Here is a 15,630-nt window from a genome sequence, read left to right as displayed (position 1 = left end):
TGACTATTGGTCTTTCGCCCACGAAATTGCAGGGGCATATTCGGCAGGTAGTAACGTACTGAGGTGCGTTAAGCTCTGATGCAAGGCACCCCTGTTTGCACTGCAAAGCGTTAAGTGGCCTACTTTACGACCCGCACGAACGTCTTTGTCGTACCAGTGCAAGTGTATAAGCGGGTCGGCTAGCCAGCGGTAATCGAGCTCGCAGCCAATCAGGTTAATCATCACCGCGGGGGATTCCACCACGGGGCGTGGCAGAGGTAAACCACAGATAGCACGCAGATGCAGAGCAAATTGGCTGATCGATGCGCCATTCTGTGTCCAATGTCCGCTATTGTGGACGCGTGGGGCTAATTCATTAATTAATAACCCGTCGTCTGTGACAAAGCATTCCATGGCCATCACGCCAACATAATTCAATTCAGTCAGAATTGCGGTCAGCATCGCTTCGGCTTGTTGCTGATGCGCAGAGTTTGCCTGTGGATGGGCGACACTCGCAAAGAGAATACCCTGTTGGTGTAGGTTGTGTGTGACTGGATAAAAAACGATCTCTCCCGCGGCGTTTCTTGCACCGACCAGTGAAAGTTCACCCTTAAAGTCTATCGCTTGTTCAACAATGCATTCGCCATAGCAATCGCTCGGCAGTTCGGCAGTGGTCTGTGCTGTTAGTCGCCATTGGCCTCGGCCATCATAGCCGCCAGTACGGCGCTTAATAATGGCGAGTTCACCAAAATGTGAAAAAATTACTGGCCATTGCTCGGCAGAGCGCAGGAGTTGCCAAGGGGCAGTGGCTAAGCCAAGTTGATCAAGTAATTGTTTCTGAGGCAGACGGTCAGCTAAGCGAGGAAAAATATCACGATTGATAAAAGCATCGTGGGAGGCTAGCTCACGGGTAAGAGGCGTTTGTGGCCAACGCTCGATTTCAGCGGTAATAATACTTTGCTTAATCGGAAGTTCATCAGGATTGGCATCAATCCCAACGGGATAGACGGAAATTCCTAAGGGTTCGCCCGCTTGGCGCAGCATTCGGCCCAACTGACCATTTCCGAGCACGCATACCGACTTCATACGTCCTCCCGCGGATCAGGATTTTGAAGCACCGCATCAGTTTGCTGATGTCGCCACTCTGTCAAACGTGAAGCGAGAACCGAGTCATGCAAGGCAAGAATTTGTGCGGCTAGGAGGGCTGCATTCGCTGCACCGGCTTTACCAATCGCTAAGGTTCCTACCGGAATTCCCTTAGGCATTTGTACAATGGAGTAAAGGCTGTCGATACCACTTAAGGCAGCGCTTTGTACTGGGACACCTAAGACAGGCACTAAGGTTTTAGCCGCTAACATACCGGGAAGGTGCGCTGCGCCGCCTGCGCCTGCAATGATAATAGCAAAACCTTGTTGTTGAGCGTTCTCTGCAAAACTAAAGAGTTTATCGGGGGTACGGTGGGCGGAAACCACTTCCACATGGTGGGCAATTCCTAGCTCTGTTAATACCTCTGCGGCAGACTGCATTGTAGCCCAGTCACTTTTTGAACCCATTACTATTGCTACTTTGGCGGGGGCAGAACTTAACGACATGAACTCAACTCCTCGATCCTAAAACCTACACAAGCTTGTATGACTCGCGATAATTAGGGCGCAAGAATAGCATGTCAATTCGGGGAGGAAAACGGTTGCGTGGTATTATTACCAAGGAAAATGACTAAGCGTTAACCCTTTTTCTGTCCACTCGATCATCGATCCCTCATGGTGCCAAGCACCCAGTACCGCCCGTTGTGCTGACGGGGAAACCTCTGTGACTGAATGGATAGCGGGCTGATGAGTATGACCGTGCACCAGTAACGTTGCCTGATGACGGTTAAGGACCTCGATCACCGCGTGTTGATTCACATCCATCACGGCCATTGTTTTATGTTGGTTAGCGTGTTGGCTGCTTTGACGCATTTTTGCAGCGATACCAAGTCGTAATGCGAGAGGAAGACGTAAAAAGAGCCATTGGATCCATGGCGTATGAACTTTTTTACGAAATTTTAGATAGCCCACATCATCGGTACAGAGAGTATCGCCGTGCATGATGACCAGACGTTGACCAAAACGCTCAAGCACAACCTCTTCGGGAAGTCGTTGCATACCGGCTTGATGGGCAAACTGTTCACCGACTAAAAAGTCACGGTTCCCATGGATAAAATAAACGGGGATGGGTAACGCAGCAATAGCCTGGGCAATTTGCTGGTGGAGTGGGGCGGGGTCATCATCCCCGATCCAAGCTTCGAATAGATCCCCCAAAATATAGAGTTCACTGCAGTCTAAGGCTTGTTCGGAGAGAAAATGCAGAAAACCGGCAGTAATTGCCGGTTCTTCCTGACACAGATGAAGATCTGCGATAAACAGGATTCGTGACATTACTCGGTCACGATCGCTTTTTGAATCACAACATCTTCTTTAGGTACGTCTTGATGCATACCGCTGCGACCCGTTGAAACGGCTTTGATTTTCTCAACCACGTCCATACCTTCGATAACTTCAGCGAACACGCAGTATCCCCAGCCTTGAACGCTTTCGTCACGGAAGTTGAGGAAATCGTTGTCTGCAACGTTGATAAAAAACTGTGCAGTGGCGGAGTGAGGTGCGGAAGTACGCGCCATCGCTAACGTACCACGGGTGTTTTTTAGGCCATTGTTAGCTTCATTACGAATTTCTGCTTTGGTATTTTTCTGTTGCATACCAGGTTCAAATCCGCCGCCTTGGATCATAAAGCCATTGATTACACGGTGGAAAATGGTGTTGTCGTAAAACCCTTCGCCGCAGTAGCTTAGAAAGTTTTTTACTGTCTCTGGTGCTTGCTCATCAAAAGTTTTGATGACGATATCGCCAAAATTCGTTTGGAAGGTGACCATAATGATTTCCTGTCAGGGTTAAAATGACTACTTGCTAATTTTCTCCAGCGGTTTGTCCCGCCAGAGACCCTATTTTATAACATAAATTGATGCATTACGTCAGTATTGTCCAAGTCGAGGTGAGAGGGCTTGCATTCATTCGCTTGAGGAATAAAAATACGGCACAATACGCAAAAAAGTCGCGACACATCAATACGGAAGAGTTACATGCTGAAAATTTTTAACACGCTAAGTCGACAAAAAGAAACTTTCACGCCAATTCATGCGGGTAAAGTTGGAATGTATGTCTGTGGCATTACGGTTTATGACCTGTGTCATATCGGGCATGGTCGCACTTTTGTGGCGTTTGATGTAATTTCACGTTATCTACGTTATAGCGGCTATCAGCTTAATTATGTACGCAATATCACCGACGTTGATGATAAGATCATCAAGCGTGCTAATCAAAATAACGAAACGATCGAGCAACTGACCGACCGGATGGTTGCGGAGATGCACAAGGATTTCGCTGCACTCAATATTCTCCCTCCAGATAGCGAACCGCGAGCAACTAAGCATATTGGTGATATTATCACCTTAACCGAAACACTGCTGGCACGCGGTCACGCTTATGTCGCAGATAATGGCGATGTGATGTTTGATGTGATGACCAACAAACAGTATGGCATCCTGTCTCGTCAAGATCTTGAGCAATTGCAAGCCGGTGCGCGGGTCGAAGTAGCCGAAGTTAAAAAGAATCCAATGGACTTCGTGCTGTGGAAAATGGCTAAACCGAATGAACCAGGTTGGGATTCTCCTTGGGGGATAGGGCGTCCAGGTTGGCATATCGAATGTTCTGCGATGAATTGCCAGCAGCTCGGCACGCATTTTGATATTCACGGCGGCGGATCCGATTTAATGTTCCCCCACCATGAAAATGAGATTGCGCAATCCACCTGCGCACACGATGGTCCTTACGTTAACTACTGGATGCATTCTGGCATGGTGATGGTCGATCGTGAAAAGATGTCTAAATCCCTAGGTAATTTTTTCACGGTTCGGGATGTGCTACGTCACTTTGATGCGGAGACTGTGCGTTACTTTCTGATGTCAGGACACTACCGTAGCCAGTTGAATTATGGACAAGAGAATTTGGAACAAGCACGGGCGAGTTTGGAGCGCCTGTATACCGCCTTACGCGGAACGGATCCTCAAGCAACCCCTATGGCTGATGCGGGCTATGAACAGCGTTTTCGTGAAGCGATGGATGATGACATCAATACACCTGAAGCCTATTCGGTGCTATTCGATTTAGCGCGTGAAGTGAATCGCTTGAAAAATGAGGATATGCAGCGGGCAAATGCGGCTGCGGCAAAATTAAGAGAATTGGCGGCCGTACTCGGTATTTTACAACAATCGCCGGAAACCTTTTTACAGCAAGGGATCCAAGATGAAGATGTCGCGGAGATTGAGGCACTGATTGCGATGCGCAATCACGCACGTCAAACGAAAGATTGGGCACAAGCCGATATTGCGCGCGATAGATTGAATGCATTAGGTATTGTTCTTGAAGATGGCGCGCAAGGTACCACCTGGCGTCGTCAATAATCGACATAGCCATTCAAGGGGAAATCTTCTTGAATGGCTAATTAATCACCGTTTACACCTTCTTCAACGCGACGTTTTGAGTTAATTCCTCAACCCATAGTGCGCATCATCACTTTTCGTTTTAATTATTCATACTCATCACTACAAATTATTATAGATGATGTTAATTTATGCCCTAGACCGTTTCGAATATATTAATGCTCGGAATAATCTTATACCCTTAGCGTGTTTTCATTCTTATTTCGTTATTTTGTCTGTCAGCGTGCCATACAGGGCTTATGCTGCTTTTTACAGGACTCTTTATGGATATAAATCAGTCTGCGTCCCCCAAATTCAGTTGGAAAGCATTGGGGATAGCGCTCATTTACTTTTGGTTTTTCTCAACTTTTTTACAGATTGTGATTGTCGCAAGTGGCTATAGCGGAACAAATGGATTACGGGATTCTTTATTATTCAGTTCGTTATGGTTGATTCCCATTCTGCTCTTTCCACGCTTAACGAAAGTGCTGGCAGCGCTTATCGGTATTGTGCTGTGGGCCGCCTCGGTTGCCGCGTTAGGCTATTATGTGATTTATGGGCAAGAGTTTTCACAAAGTGTTCTTTTTGTGATGTTCGAAACCAATGCTAATGAGGCAAGTGAGTATTTAAGCCAATATTTCAGTCTGAAAATGATTGCAGTAGTGGTGGTTTACACGCTTATCGCCCTGTTTTTATGGACTCGTTTACGCCCGGTTTATTTGCCTAACGTTTGGCGATGGGTGGTTAGTTTTGGATTACTTTATGGTTTGATTTTGAACCCCATCGTAATCAATACGGGGATCAACCATCGACCGTTCGACAACACATTAAATAGTCTTGCATCAAGAATGGAACCTGCTGCCCCTTGGCAGTTTGTGACGGGGTATTATCAATATCGTCAACAGTTAACAGAGATGGATAAGCTGCTTAGCAAAAATAACCAGCTCCCCCCTTTAGCTGATTTAAAAGACAGTTCAGGCAATGCACCTCGTACCTTAGTGTTAGTCATTGGTGAGTCGACGCAACGTGGCAGAATGAGTCTTTATGGCTATCCGCGTGAAACGACGCCAGGTTTGGACGATATGCATAAAACCGATCCGCGGTTAACTGTGTTTAATAATGTTGTGACTTCTCGTCCGTATACGATTGAAATACTACAACAAGCGTTAACCTTCGCGGATGAGCAATATCCTGATCGTTATCTCACTCAACCTTCGTTGATGAATATGATGAAACAAGCAGGGTATAAAACGTTCTGGATAACCAATCAGCAAACGATGACAGAACGTAATACGATGCTGACTGTGTTTTCCAAACAAACCGACCAGCAGTACTACATGAATCAGCAACGGACGCAAAGTGCGCGTGAATACGACACCAATGTGCTGGGGCCATTCCAAAAAGTGCTCAATGATCCGGCGCCGAAGAAGTTTATTATTATCCACCTACTTGGCACCCATATAAAATACAAATTCCGCTATCCAGAAAACGAAGGTGTGTTTGACGGCAATACGCAGCACCTGCCTGCAGGGCTAACGCCGGAACAAGTGGCTACCTATAATGATTATGACAGTGCTCAACACTTTAACGACAAAGTGGTGACACAGATTATCAAGGATTATCGGGCGACTGATCCGAATGGTTTCTTGCTGTACTTTTCTGACCATGGTGAGGAAGTGTATGATACGCCGCCGCATCAGACACAGGGACGTAATGAACAGACACCGACCAGGCATATGTACACAATTCCTTTCTTATTGTGGACGTCCACCTCTTGGCAAGCTGCTCACCCGCGTGATTTTTCGGCGGATATTAATCGTCAATACAGCAGTTCACAATTAATTCATACCTGGTCTGATCTCGCTGGACTTAGCTATCAAGGCTATGATGCAACGCGGTCTATTACCAGTCCTGACTTTGTGAGAGTGACACGTTGGATCGGTAACCCTTATAAAAAGAATGGATTGCAAGATTACGACGCTTTACCTTTCGGTGACCAAGTCGGTAACCAGTAAAAAAACTATCCCCCTTCGGGGGGATAGTCATTCACAAAAAATTCAGTCAGTTTCCTAGATACCGCTCATTCGCGCTTAACATGTAACTCAGATTATTTTTTTACACTGAGACTGATAAGCTAAATCTGGTTGCTTAGAGGCTTACCATAAAATGAGTAGAACCGCCCTTGGTTCTGTCTGGTGAATTATTGATTACTAAAGGCGATCATCGTGCCTGTTATCAACATCCTGAACTTTGTATCAACGATGACATCGTTCATGGGACTTAGAGATGATCAGAGAAGTTCGCTATTTCAAGTGGCTACTTAAAGGTAATACCAACCTCGACGGTATTGCTGACTCTTGTGGAAAATTCCCCATAACGTTAACGGATTGTCCAGTGTTCTGCCAGTTCATCAATATTCCAGTTCCGTTTCATTTTGCCGCGCCATTATCAGTGTTACCATAACGTTAATTTAAATATAATTCTGAATTCAGCGAGATTGCCACGTGCAGGATTTTGGGGGATGCCCTGACTAAACTCACATATTGAAGACACTGAATTTTTTTGTTATTAAAGACAATACCTTGGGGAACAGAAAGCTGCTAACCTCACTCGTCTCGTTATCACGGTATTCCGCGCTCCGTGAGGCCTGAGTTTTTCATTATTGGCCCCTTCAGCATACAATGGAAGTAGATCATGGAACAGACATGCAGAAAACGCTTATCAGTCATTGCGTTATTATTTTTTATTTCTGGTGTTGGAGGCTGCGTCAGTCATCAAATCAGTCATAAGGAAGGGGAAATACAGTCTGTCCCCGTACTGGATACGCATTTCGAAACCAGCCTCATCATACCTGTCACTATAAAAAGCAAAAATTATAAATTCATTGTAGACACTGGTGCTAGCCTTACAGTGATTGATAAAAAATTGGCTGAGAAGTTGACCCGACCAATGCGGCCCGATGAAATACCGCCAGACTATCGCGAAGCACTGTCAGGTATTACTGCCGTTAATGGTGTACTTGAACAACAGCATTATACGCTGGTTAAGCCTGTACCATTTTTCATTGGCAGTGAGGAAATTAGGGATAACGATGTCTGGATTGCCGCTGACACCACTCTGTTCAGTCAGGCTCTGGGAACCGAGATTAGCGGGGTCATTGGTATTGATACAATTCGAAAATTAAACTGGCAGGTAGATAATAACAAAAAACGCCTGTTACTGACCAAAGATGCTCCTTCTGCCCGCGACTGGAAACGGTGTACGGGCTATGATGACAGCTATAATCGCTCACCACTACTCTGGCTTACGTATGGCAATGACGATGTAGGTTTTCGCGTAGATACGGGTGCCAGCGGTAGCTATGTAGGTAAAGAGTTTATAGAATTTGCAAAAAAACAAAAAGGGACTCTAGTGTTAGATAATCCAGTCTCCCGTAATGGAGATATTATTGGTAATTATAACACTCCGCTTTATATTCTAAGGGGATTAAAGTTCAGTAATATGCCGCTGGGTGAATTAAAGGTATCAGAAAACCCGAACCAACTTTATGCAGTAGGAATGGATTTTTTGTCGCGTTTTACACGTTATGCATTTATCCCGTCCAGAATGATGTTTTGCTATGATGTGTCTTCGATTGAACGATATGGACTAACTTCGCAGCGTAGTCTCTCCATCCGTTATACAGGGCAGCATATAGAGATTTTTTATAATTCTGATGATAATTTAAAAAATACCGGACTACGCAATGGAGATATTTTGCTAAAAATCAACGGTACGGCTTACCCTCCGACACAGATTGATAAGGTCAGGGAAATACTGGAACTGACCCCGAAGGGAAAACTCACACTTACAATCCAGCGAGAAACTCAACGTCAGGAAGTTCATTTGTAATTGCACCTTAATTTGAGCATATTAATATGGTGCCTGTGTTGATATGCTTTCACCCATGCGGTGTCTGGCTAGGAGTCGTACAACGGGTGGAAGGGTGAACGCGGAACAGGCGGGCGGCATCAGCGCCTGTTTTATGGCCCGACGTGACGAGCAAGATAATCTCTTTTTGCTGCTGTGGCGTTAATTTGGGGCGCCGTCCGCCAACCCGACCTTCCTGGCGTGCCGCCGCAAGCCCGTTCTTTGTCCGTTCACGAAGCATGGCGCGTTCAAATTCAGCAAAGGAGCCAACGATCTGCATCATCATCCTTCCTGCCGGAGTGGATGTGTCAATATTTTCGGTAATACTGCGGAAATCAGCCCCCGTGTTTTCAATCTTCTCTAGCGTCAACAATAAATCCTTCAGAGAACGGGAAAGACGATCCAGTTTCCATACAATAACCTGATCACCTTTACGTAGCTGCTGCAAAAGACGTTGTAGCTCGGGTCGATCCCATCGTCCTCCCGAAGCTTTCTCCTAGAATCTCAATTCACACCCGGCTGACTTTAGTGCTGATATCTGAGACTGAGTCTCCTGCTCCTGTGTCGAAACCCGGGCGTATCCGATGAGCGTGATTGCGATTTCCTGTTGCCATTTGATTTTATATTGCAATACATTTTTGCAATGTATAAGGCCGCAACGTTACGTTGGGACGGGGATGGTTACATAAACGAACGTTTATGCGTGAAGTTGGAGGGGAGAATAGTTGGCAGTTATCGCCGTTACCCGGTCACTCCCCCTAGTAGTACCGGGTTCATTATCCACATTAAGAATAATATTCTAGGTTAAATAACGCTCGATAAGACTGATCGAACGCTGATCAAAATCAATCTTAATTTTCGTCCCCAGGGGCAGGGTGAGCATTGGGTGGGTATGGCAACAATCGAAGCCATTAACGATCGGGATAGTTTGACCACCAAGCACCTCTCGCAGTACATCAATAGGCTGCCGACCACTGTCTGCCGCATCAAATTGCTCATGTTTGCCGAGTATAATTGCGCTGACTTTATCGAAAATGCCACTCAGTTTAAGGTGAGAAAAAGAACGTTCAACCGTAGCAATATTCTTGAGGCTATCTTCGATAAACAGAATATCGCCATGATGGATGCTGGGCATCCAAGGTGTACCAAAAATACCCGATAAGGTGTTTAAATTTCCCCCCAGCACCCGCCCTTGAACAGTGCCACTGCCGATGAACTCACACTGATTTTTATAGAGTGTTTTGCCTCTGTCCGCTTCTATATGGTCCCAGTTTAACCGCTCATCAGTCCAATATTCCGGCAGCGAATAGGGGTAAGGTAGCTTGGGCTGGGTGAGGCAAATAGTGTGAAAACTATGGTAGGTGTGTTCAACCAGAGGGGCTAACTCACCAAATGAGGCAACCAGCGCTGGGCCATAAAAGGTGATGAGGCCGGTTTTTGCATAAATGCCTGCTAACAGGGCTGTGACATCCGAGTAGCCAATGATGATTTTTGGATCCTGTCGCAACGCATCGTAATCAATGTACGGTAGCAGGGCATTACTATTGTTACCCCCGATGGTGGACATAATACAACGCACTTTCGGGTCACGAATGAGCTGATTTAATTCTGCTGCTCTGTCTTGAATTGTGCCGGAACGATAGTAATCCGATTGCCCAGTGAGTCGCCCAGCGTGAAGTAAAAAGCCTTTTTTTTCTAGAAAATGTTTAGCACGGGTAAAACGTTCTGGAGCGCTCACCGTCACGGGTGAGGAGGGTGAGAAAAAACCAATGGTATCGCCCAAGGCTAATCGAGGAGCGAGTAAAGGAGAGGGAGCTTTCACTGTAAAGAACCTCAACGCCAATCTGATGATGGTTCAACCATAAAGCAGGGAATGCTAACTGTAAATATCCTGATGATAGCAAGAATAGCTTTTATCAATATTCTCTGCTCTTGTTATGACTCATTCCTACCGACAATGATCGTGCTAACCCGCGGTTTATTATACACTAGCCCTCAGCATGGACTGTTAACCCTAGGATTTTTGTATGTCTTTGAACAAGCTTTTGCATTCACCCTTAGCGGCAGGGGTTTTGCTTATTATCACCTCTTTCGGGGCCATTATTCTCTGTAATACTGGCGGCGAAAACGTTTATTCTGCATTTATCCACACGTCGATCGCCGGCTTGCCGATTGAAAAATGGGTCAATGATGTATTGATGAGCGTATTCTTTTTAATGGTTGGCTTAGAGATTAAACGCGAGTTCTTAACCGGGCAGCTTGCACAATGGTCGCAACGTGTTCTGCCAGGCGCGGCAGCGGTGGGGGGAATGGTGTTTCCAGCTGCCCTCTATTTACTGATTAATCGACATGATCACCAAACCTTATCGGGTTGGGCAATCCCCTCGGCAACCGATATTGCCTTTTCTTTAGGGATATTATCTTTGCTTGGCAGCAAGGTACCGACATCGTTAAAAGTTTTTTTAGCGGCACTGGCAATCATTGATGATTTAGGGGCAGTCATTATTATCGCGTTGTTTTACACAGCAGGGATTAATAGTGAAATGCTTGGCGGCGCTTTAGTAACGGTTATTATTTTGATGTTACTCAATCGGCGTGGCGTGATCGCCTTACCCCTCTACTTATCCTTAGGTGTATTATTGTGGTATTTCATTTATCAGTCGGGGATCCACGCGACGGTGGCAGGCGTCATACTCGCATTATGTATTCCGCACTCGGGGCAAAAACTTGGGCAGGCCTCACCCCTTCTCAAGCTTGAACACTGCCTTGCCCCTTGGGTGAGCTTTTTGATTATCCCGATTTTTGGTTTTGCGAATGCGGGTGTCAGTTTTATCCATGTAACCACTGACCAGTTATTCAGCGCAGTACCGCTCGGTATTATGCTCGGGTTATTTGTTGGTAAACAGCTTGGGATTGGCCTGATTGCTTTTCTGTTGATCAAATTTGGGGTCGCGCAATTACCTAAAGGCGCGAGCAACCTACAATTTTATGGCGTAGCGATGCTATGTGGAATTGGTTTTACCATGAGCTTATTTATTGGTGGGCTTGCGTTCCCAAATGCTCCCTTACTGCTAGACGAAGTAAAAATAGGGGTGTTGGGCGGCTCATTACTGTCGGCAGTGGTTGGCGTGGTGCTCTTGAAAGTGGCCTATCGTCGCAATGGGAGAACATAACGCTGATCGGGGGGGCGGTATCGAGGGCTCCTTCTTAAAGAAGGCGTCTTCAATGCTGTGGTTTATACCAAAGGCCGCAAGCCCGACACAGGAGTATCACGTCGTCAGAGGGTGAGATCTCAGTAACTATAGCCGGTCTAAAAGCGTGAATTCCCAGTAACTGTTCAATATTTCTCATTACAGATTCGGCAATAGGGAAAATCGCACGGATAAATCCCCCGGAGAGTTTACCGCAGTGAGAATGTGTAAAATCACTCGTTTGAAATAACGAGTTTAGCCTTCGTGCACCACACGCTGTGACTTTTTTACTGTTACATATCTGACATTTTTGCATTGTAATCTCCCCTGTCGATAACCATAGTTGATTAATAAATTATTACCAGATTTAAACGATACAAATCTGATAGCCAGCACAAATCCCTCAGGGAGGCAGTGCTTGCTGCAATGTATAGGGGAAATACTTGGCTATAGCTTATGCTACACAAGACCGCATTATGCGGTCTGAGTCAGTGAATGTAGGATTTTTTGACTGTGGGCATGGACGGATAGCGCCGTTTTTAAGTTTCCTGCATAAGTAATAATCAATACTGTGTTTTACTCGGGAGCGTTGGCAATACCTCTGTGACATAACAAATGGCGCAAATTATCTGAAGCCTTAAATTTAACGCTAAAAAATTTATTCAGTACTATCTTTGTGGCGGGGCACTATATTGGTAGTAAGACAGTGAGTCCTCTCGTTGAAATTTATTTAGGGCTTTACGATAGTCAGAAACTGGATGCATTTAACGCTATCCCACTTCTCTTCATATCGCGCTGATTAGTGCGTAGAACTGATTAAAACAACTGCTTTTGATCTGCAACGGATAAGCGTATCGTTCAGATAGATAATAAATTTATGTGGATTAGTGATGCGGAAAGCAAAAATTAAGCAACATTCCTTAAGTCGTCGAGCCAGACGACGCCATCGAATTATGCATCGGCTGTTAACTCGTGATACCGCATCGATTAAAATATTACTTCTCTCCGCAATTGTGGGGAGTTTGGTGGGGTTATTAGGGGTAGGATTTGCTAAGACGGTAGATTTTATTACCTTTCACCGAGAACTATTTTTAGCGTCAAAAAGCGGAGAGCCTCAATGGTATGGGAATCACCGTCCATGACATAAACAGCACAGAATTTTCTATTGAAAGCTTGACCTTCCAAGGCAATAAATATACTGCGGTTGTCAAATATAGAGCACAAGACCATTTTGGCTTAGATAAAGAAGATATCTTAGAGGCTAAATTCAACTCAATTAGTTTCTTTAGAATATGGTTCGTTCTACAGAGGGCTAAGGATGTTGCTCAAAAGCCATTTTTCACAAATTTCGAAGCAACCATAACATTGACAGGAGAAAACAATGTTTAACTATAAAAGGATTGGAGCAATTTTAGTATTTTTAATAATAGCATACTGCATATGGATTACTCTAAGACCAGCTAAAATAATCAGAGTTGATAATGGTGCGGTTTTTGTAGAACATTTACCGATGACTAAGGATGGAAAACTAAATTGGTGGTTGAAAAACAAAGACTCAATTCAGAATAAATATCATATTATCAACACTCCTGATAACTTCACAGTAATCGTCATGAATTTCAGTGGTTATGAAAAATTACCAAAAGGAACCACAAATGGTTCAATTGATGACTATACCTGCTTTGATGATACCAATGGCGAGCATAATAAATGTGTTTATAACAGCATAGCATTAATCGTAAGAGGGAGCATCGATGGAGACGCATTTATAAATATAGGCGATAAAACGTATATCCAAAATCCTAATGGCAGAGTAATACCAAAATAAAAAAAGGAAATTTTTCATTAATCATCATTACAGGTCACGTATTCAATATATAGATCCGGTTATTGTACATAATGCTCACGCTCGATGAACGGGGATAATGACTCCAATTATTAGAACATATATTTTTCAATGAAGGCCCCGATGACTTTTTCATGTCGCTCTATTGTGCGTGAGAAGCAGATTGTTTTTCGGGCTAAACGCTTGATATGGGTTCTTAGCGTAAGATTGTTACGCTCAATACGCTGAGTGAATAGTTTGCCTGTCAGATGCTTCTCCTTTGGTACTTCTCTGGCATAACGTCCCCAGTCATCGCTTGTTATCATGCCGATATTAAACGGAGTGAGCAGGGCCAGAAGTTCACGACAGGTACCATCCGTCCGTGGTCCGAATGTATAAGCCAGAATGCCACTTGTTTTAGTGTTGTATGCGTACCAAAGCCAGTGCTTGGGCTGACCCCAAAAAGTGAACCAACCAAATTACGATTTGAACCCACATTAAGTAAGACTGAACCAACATTAAAAATACCCAGACGCGGCATTTCTATTCCACGGCAATACCAAAGAAGGCCATTTGCTGTCTGCTGAGTATAGTAAGCAGTTGCGAAAATTCTGCCAGCGTACCGGATTCAGTAATTTCACACCTCGTGACATCAGACGGACGTTTAAGACTTTGGCCTGGAATATGGGTATCAGTTCAGAAATTCGCGACCGGCTGCAAAATCACAAAAAACCGGGGGTATCGACCAAGCACTATAATCGTTACGATTACCTGAGAGAAAAACGTGAAATTATTGATCAATGGGAAGAGAAATTAATGTCTTTAACAAATTTAGGTTCACATAATGCACAAATTGGCATAGATTCATAAAGTTAAACCTTGGCGTTCCAGAGGATAACCGTTCAGGGAAGGGGCGCAAGGAGCTATATTGATTTTTCAAGGAGGATATAATGGCAACAAAATCGTTTAGGTTTTCGACTTTAGGTTATTTGGCTCTCGAAGGGGTCGGTGCTTTACATGCATCTTATACTTTGCTTCTGAATGTAACTGAAAGTGATGTAAAAGAAGAAAAAAAGTTATTTTTATCCGCATCGATGTTATGTAATGCAGCCAGAGCTTACGGATCAGGCGCGATTAAACCCTGGTGCACAGTTGAAAATAATATCGATCATAAAAAGCACGTTTTAGATTCCAGAGATAGATCTTTTGCTCTCACTCAGGATGAAATTCTTATTGGAGCCACCCAGTTTACTATAAAATCGAGCAAAAAAATTCAGCCCGTTTTAAAAATAGAAACCGGATACGTTTTAAACACAGGATATACGGGGTCGCTAGCTCCAATCCCCAAGAAAGCAACACATTATATCTCACTGAATAGATTCAAGCAGGTTTAATATGAAAGCCATATTATCCCCTTTCAAATTAATGGCACTTTTTTTTCTTCTGTGCAGCTATACAAATTCTTATCCTGAACCTCTTTCAATCAAAAACAGCCCTATAGCTGAGGTAGCTCATTTAGTTGAAAAACTAGTTATGGCTGACTCCAGGCAGAGTACCGAAATCCTTTTAAAAATTAATTCAATTCGCAAAAAACATCCCGAAAATACCGACATTCTTTTAATGTATATTAATAGTCTCATAGGCGAAAAACACTATAAAGAAGGAATTAACTTCCTTAAGATTCTCTATGAAAAAAAACCAATTCGCACGTATTTACTGACACAATGCATGTTAACACAAAGATTAGGAGGCAAGGAAAGAGGTTGCTACGAAGATGTTGTACATCTTTCTGAAAAACAGAATTTGATAGATTCAGATTATGTAACGGCACTCTTCTTTACCGACACAAAAAAATTTAACACAGTAAAACACCAGCTCATCAAAGAAAATAAATTCAAAGAGAGTGATTTCTTAATATTCACGTTGGGTAAAGAAAAAATGTTGCATGAATTTTTTCCATAAATCATTTCCGGGAGAAATGTCCCCCGACAGTTCCGTCAATATGTTTTCATCGCTGAAAAAACAAGCGGTTCACCGAATGCATACCGTCTATATTGGACTGTCGAATTATAGCTGTCTCATTTTAGGGGGAGTGAACACTATCTCGACGTTTTGCGGGTAATGACTCCAATGAGTAGAACATATATTTTTCAATGAAGGCCCCGATGACTTTTTCATGTCGCTCTATTGTGCGTGAGAAGCAGATTGTT

At 44.1% G+C, this 15,630-nt stretch carries 16 protein-coding genes and 3 pseudogenes; 11 read left to right on the top strand and 8 right to left on the bottom strand.

The features are described 5' to 3' along the window. Positions 1–3: 3 nt before the first annotated feature. From purK to ppiB, 4 genes are all read right to left on the bottom strand, one after another. Positions 4–1,065: a 5-(carboxyamino)imidazole ribonucleotide synthase gene (purK, locus tag HH682_RS09810; protein WP_214237386.1), complete on the bottom strand. Its 1,062-nt coding sequence runs from the start codon at positions 1,063–1,065 to the stop codon at positions 4–6. Further along, the gene (purE, locus tag HH682_RS09805) at positions 1,062–1,571 is read right to left on the bottom strand and encodes a 5-(carboxyamino)imidazole ribonucleotide mutase (RefSeq protein WP_214237385.1); all 510 of its coding nucleotides are present in this window, start codon (positions 1,569–1,571) and stop codon (positions 1,062–1,064) included. Before purE ends, purK begins: the two co-directional genes overlap by 4 nt. A 108-nt stretch (positions 1,572–1,679) precedes the next feature. Further along, entirely contained in the window at positions 1,680–2,396 is a 717-nt protein-coding gene (locus HH682_RS09800) for a UDP-2,3-diacylglucosamine diphosphatase (RefSeq protein ID WP_214237384.1), read from the bottom strand. After that, the gene (ppiB, locus tag HH682_RS09795; protein ID WP_214237383.1) at positions 2,396–2,890 is read right to left on the bottom strand and encodes a peptidylprolyl isomerase B; all 495 of its coding nucleotides are present in this window, start codon (positions 2,888–2,890) and stop codon (positions 2,396–2,398) included. Before ppiB ends, HH682_RS09800 begins: the two co-directional genes overlap by 1 nt. Positions 2,891–3,097: 207 nt before the next feature. Here ppiB and cysS point away from each other — a divergent pair, with 207 nt between their 5' ends. The 4 genes from cysS (at position 3,098) to HH682_RS09775 (ending at position 8,386) form a co-directional block, all read left to right on the top strand. Then, positions 3,098–4,477, top strand: a complete 1,380-nt coding sequence (gene cysS / locus HH682_RS09790) for a cysteine--tRNA ligase (protein ID WP_214237382.1) — start codon at positions 3,098–3,100, stop codon at positions 4,475–4,477. A 302-nt stretch (positions 4,478–4,779) separates the two neighbouring features. After that, complete coding sequence (locus HH682_RS09785; protein WP_214237381.1) at positions 4,780–6,510, top strand: phosphoethanolamine transferase CptA; 1,731 nt, start codon at positions 4,780–4,782, stop codon at positions 6,508–6,510. A gap of 271 nt (positions 6,511–6,781) precedes the next feature. Beyond that, positions 6,782–6,958 (top strand): hypothetical protein, encoded by a 177-nt coding sequence (locus tag HH682_RS09780; RefSeq protein WP_214237380.1) that lies wholly within the window; start codon positions 6,782–6,784, stop codon positions 6,956–6,958. A gap of 231 nt (positions 6,959–7,189) precedes the next feature. Then, on the top strand, positions 7,190–8,386 hold the full coding sequence (locus HH682_RS09775) for an aspartyl protease family protein (RefSeq protein ID WP_214237379.1): 1,197 nt from the start codon (positions 7,190–7,192) through the stop codon (positions 8,384–8,386). A 21-nt stretch (positions 8,387–8,407) separates the two neighbouring features. Here the strand turns inward: HH682_RS09775 and HH682_RS09770 are convergent. Both HH682_RS09770 and HH682_RS09765 read right to left on the bottom strand, forming a co-directional pair. Next, a pseudogene (locus HH682_RS09770) lies at positions 8,408–8,999 on the bottom strand (recombinase family protein). A gap of 204 nt (positions 9,000–9,203) precedes the next feature. After that, complete coding sequence (locus tag HH682_RS09765) at positions 9,204–10,226, bottom strand: S66 family peptidase (protein WP_214237378.1); 1,023 nt, start codon at positions 10,224–10,226, stop codon at positions 9,204–9,206. 205 nt (positions 10,227–10,431) lie between these two features. Between HH682_RS09765 and nhaA the strand changes: the two genes are divergently transcribed. The 4 genes from nhaA (at position 10,432) to HH682_RS09745 (ending at position 13,423) form a co-directional block, all read left to right on the top strand. Beyond that, positions 10,432–11,577: a Na+/H+ antiporter NhaA gene (nhaA, locus tag HH682_RS09760; RefSeq protein ID WP_214237377.1), complete on the top strand. Its 1,146-nt coding sequence runs from the start codon at positions 10,432–10,434 to the stop codon at positions 11,575–11,577. 908 nt (positions 11,578–12,485) lie between these two features. Further along, positions 12,486–12,737, top strand: coding sequence for a hypothetical protein (locus HH682_RS09755; protein ID WP_214237376.1), 252 nt, complete (start codon positions 12,486–12,488; stop codon positions 12,735–12,737). Beyond that, positions 12,718–12,984 (top strand): DUF3289 family protein, encoded by a 267-nt coding sequence (locus tag HH682_RS09750; RefSeq protein WP_250318652.1) that lies wholly within the window; start codon positions 12,718–12,720, stop codon positions 12,982–12,984. The genes HH682_RS09755 and HH682_RS09750 overlap by 20 nt, the downstream gene beginning before the upstream one ends. Next, positions 12,977–13,423, top strand: a complete 447-nt coding sequence (locus HH682_RS09745; RefSeq protein ID WP_214237375.1) for a DUF943 family protein — start codon at positions 12,977–12,979, stop codon at positions 13,421–13,423. The genes HH682_RS09750 and HH682_RS09745 overlap by 8 nt, the downstream gene beginning before the upstream one ends. Before the next feature lie 110 nt (positions 13,424–13,533). On the opposite strand, the pseudogene HH682_RS09740 reads toward HH682_RS09745, so the two are convergent. Continuing rightward, positions 13,534–13,869 (bottom strand): annotated as a pseudogene (locus tag HH682_RS09740) (IS1 family transposase); the annotation flags it as partial. A gap of 73 nt (positions 13,870–13,942) precedes the next feature. Here HH682_RS09740 and HH682_RS09735 point away from each other — a divergent pair. The 3 genes and pseudogenes from HH682_RS09735 to HH682_RS09725 form a co-directional block, all read left to right on the top strand. Continuing rightward, a pseudogene (locus HH682_RS09735) lies at positions 13,943–14,290 on the top strand (site-specific integrase); the annotation flags it as partial. Positions 14,291–14,370: 80 nt separating this feature from the next. Next, entirely contained in the window at positions 14,371–14,814 is a 444-nt protein-coding gene (locus HH682_RS09730) for a hypothetical protein (RefSeq protein ID WP_214237374.1), read from the top strand. 1 nt (position 14,815) lies between these two features. Continuing rightward, positions 14,816–15,382: a hypothetical protein gene (locus tag HH682_RS09725; protein WP_214237373.1), complete on the top strand. Its 567-nt coding sequence runs from the start codon at positions 14,816–14,818 to the stop codon at positions 15,380–15,382. A 121-nt stretch (positions 15,383–15,503) separates the two neighbouring features. Here HH682_RS09725 and HH682_RS09720 read toward each other — a convergent pair. After that, positions 15,504–15,630 (bottom strand): IS1 family transposase (locus tag HH682_RS09720; RefSeq protein WP_214237472.1); only part of this gene is annotated, 127 nt, incomplete at its 5' end.

It is taken from the genome of Rosenbergiella gaditana (genome assembly GCF_018494065.1).
In the GTDB taxonomy this organism is placed as follows: Bacteria; Pseudomonadota; Gammaproteobacteria; order Enterobacterales; family Enterobacteriaceae; genus Rosenbergiella; species Rosenbergiella gaditana.
The sequence above is the reverse complement of the archived record's forward strand: the minus strand, read 5'-3'. Positions and strand labels throughout refer to the sequence as shown.

Bases quoted from the DNA above. Each gene is read 5' to 3' on its own strand.
- HH682_RS09785 (WP_214237381.1), top strand. From the start codon at position 4,780: ATGGATATAAATCAGTCTGCGTCCCCCAAATTCAGTTGGAAAGCATTG.
- HH682_RS09750 (WP_250318652.1), top strand. From the start codon at position 12,718: ATGGGAATCACCGTCCATGACATAAACAGCACAGAATTTTCTATTGAA.
- HH682_RS09745 (WP_214237375.1), top strand. From the start codon at position 12,977: ATGTTTAACTATAAAAGGATTGGAGCAATTTTAGTATTTTTAATAATA.
- purE (WP_214237385.1), bottom strand. From the start codon at position 1,571: ATGTCGTTAAGTTCTGCCCCCGCCAAAGTAGCAATAGTAATGGGTTCA.
- nhaA (WP_214237377.1), top strand. From the start codon at position 10,432: ATGTCTTTGAACAAGCTTTTGCATTCACCCTTAGCGGCAGGGGTTTTG.
- ppiB (WP_214237383.1), bottom strand. From the start codon at position 2,890: ATGGTCACCTTCCAAACGAATTTTGGCGATATCGTCATCAAAACTTTT.
- purK (WP_214237386.1), bottom strand. From the start codon at position 1,065: ATGAAGTCGGTATGCGTGCTCGGAAATGGTCAGTTGGGCCGAATGCTG.
- HH682_RS09730 (WP_214237374.1), top strand. From the start codon at position 14,371: ATGGCAACAAAATCGTTTAGGTTTTCGACTTTAGGTTATTTGGCTCTC.
- HH682_RS09755 (WP_214237376.1), top strand. From the start codon at position 12,486: ATGCGGAAAGCAAAAATTAAGCAACATTCCTTAAGTCGTCGAGCCAGA.
- HH682_RS09780 (WP_214237380.1), top strand. From the start codon at position 6,782: ATGATCAGAGAAGTTCGCTATTTCAAGTGGCTACTTAAAGGTAATACC.
- HH682_RS09800 (WP_214237384.1), bottom strand. From the start codon at position 2,396: ATGTCACGAATCCTGTTTATCGCAGATCTTCATCTGTGTCAGGAAGAA.
- HH682_RS09725 (WP_214237373.1), top strand. From the start codon at position 14,816: ATGAAAGCCATATTATCCCCTTTCAAATTAATGGCACTTTTTTTTCTT.
- cysS (WP_214237382.1), top strand. From the start codon at position 3,098: ATGCTGAAAATTTTTAACACGCTAAGTCGACAAAAAGAAACTTTCACG.
- HH682_RS09775 (WP_214237379.1), top strand. From the start codon at position 7,190: ATGGAACAGACATGCAGAAAACGCTTATCAGTCATTGCGTTATTATTT.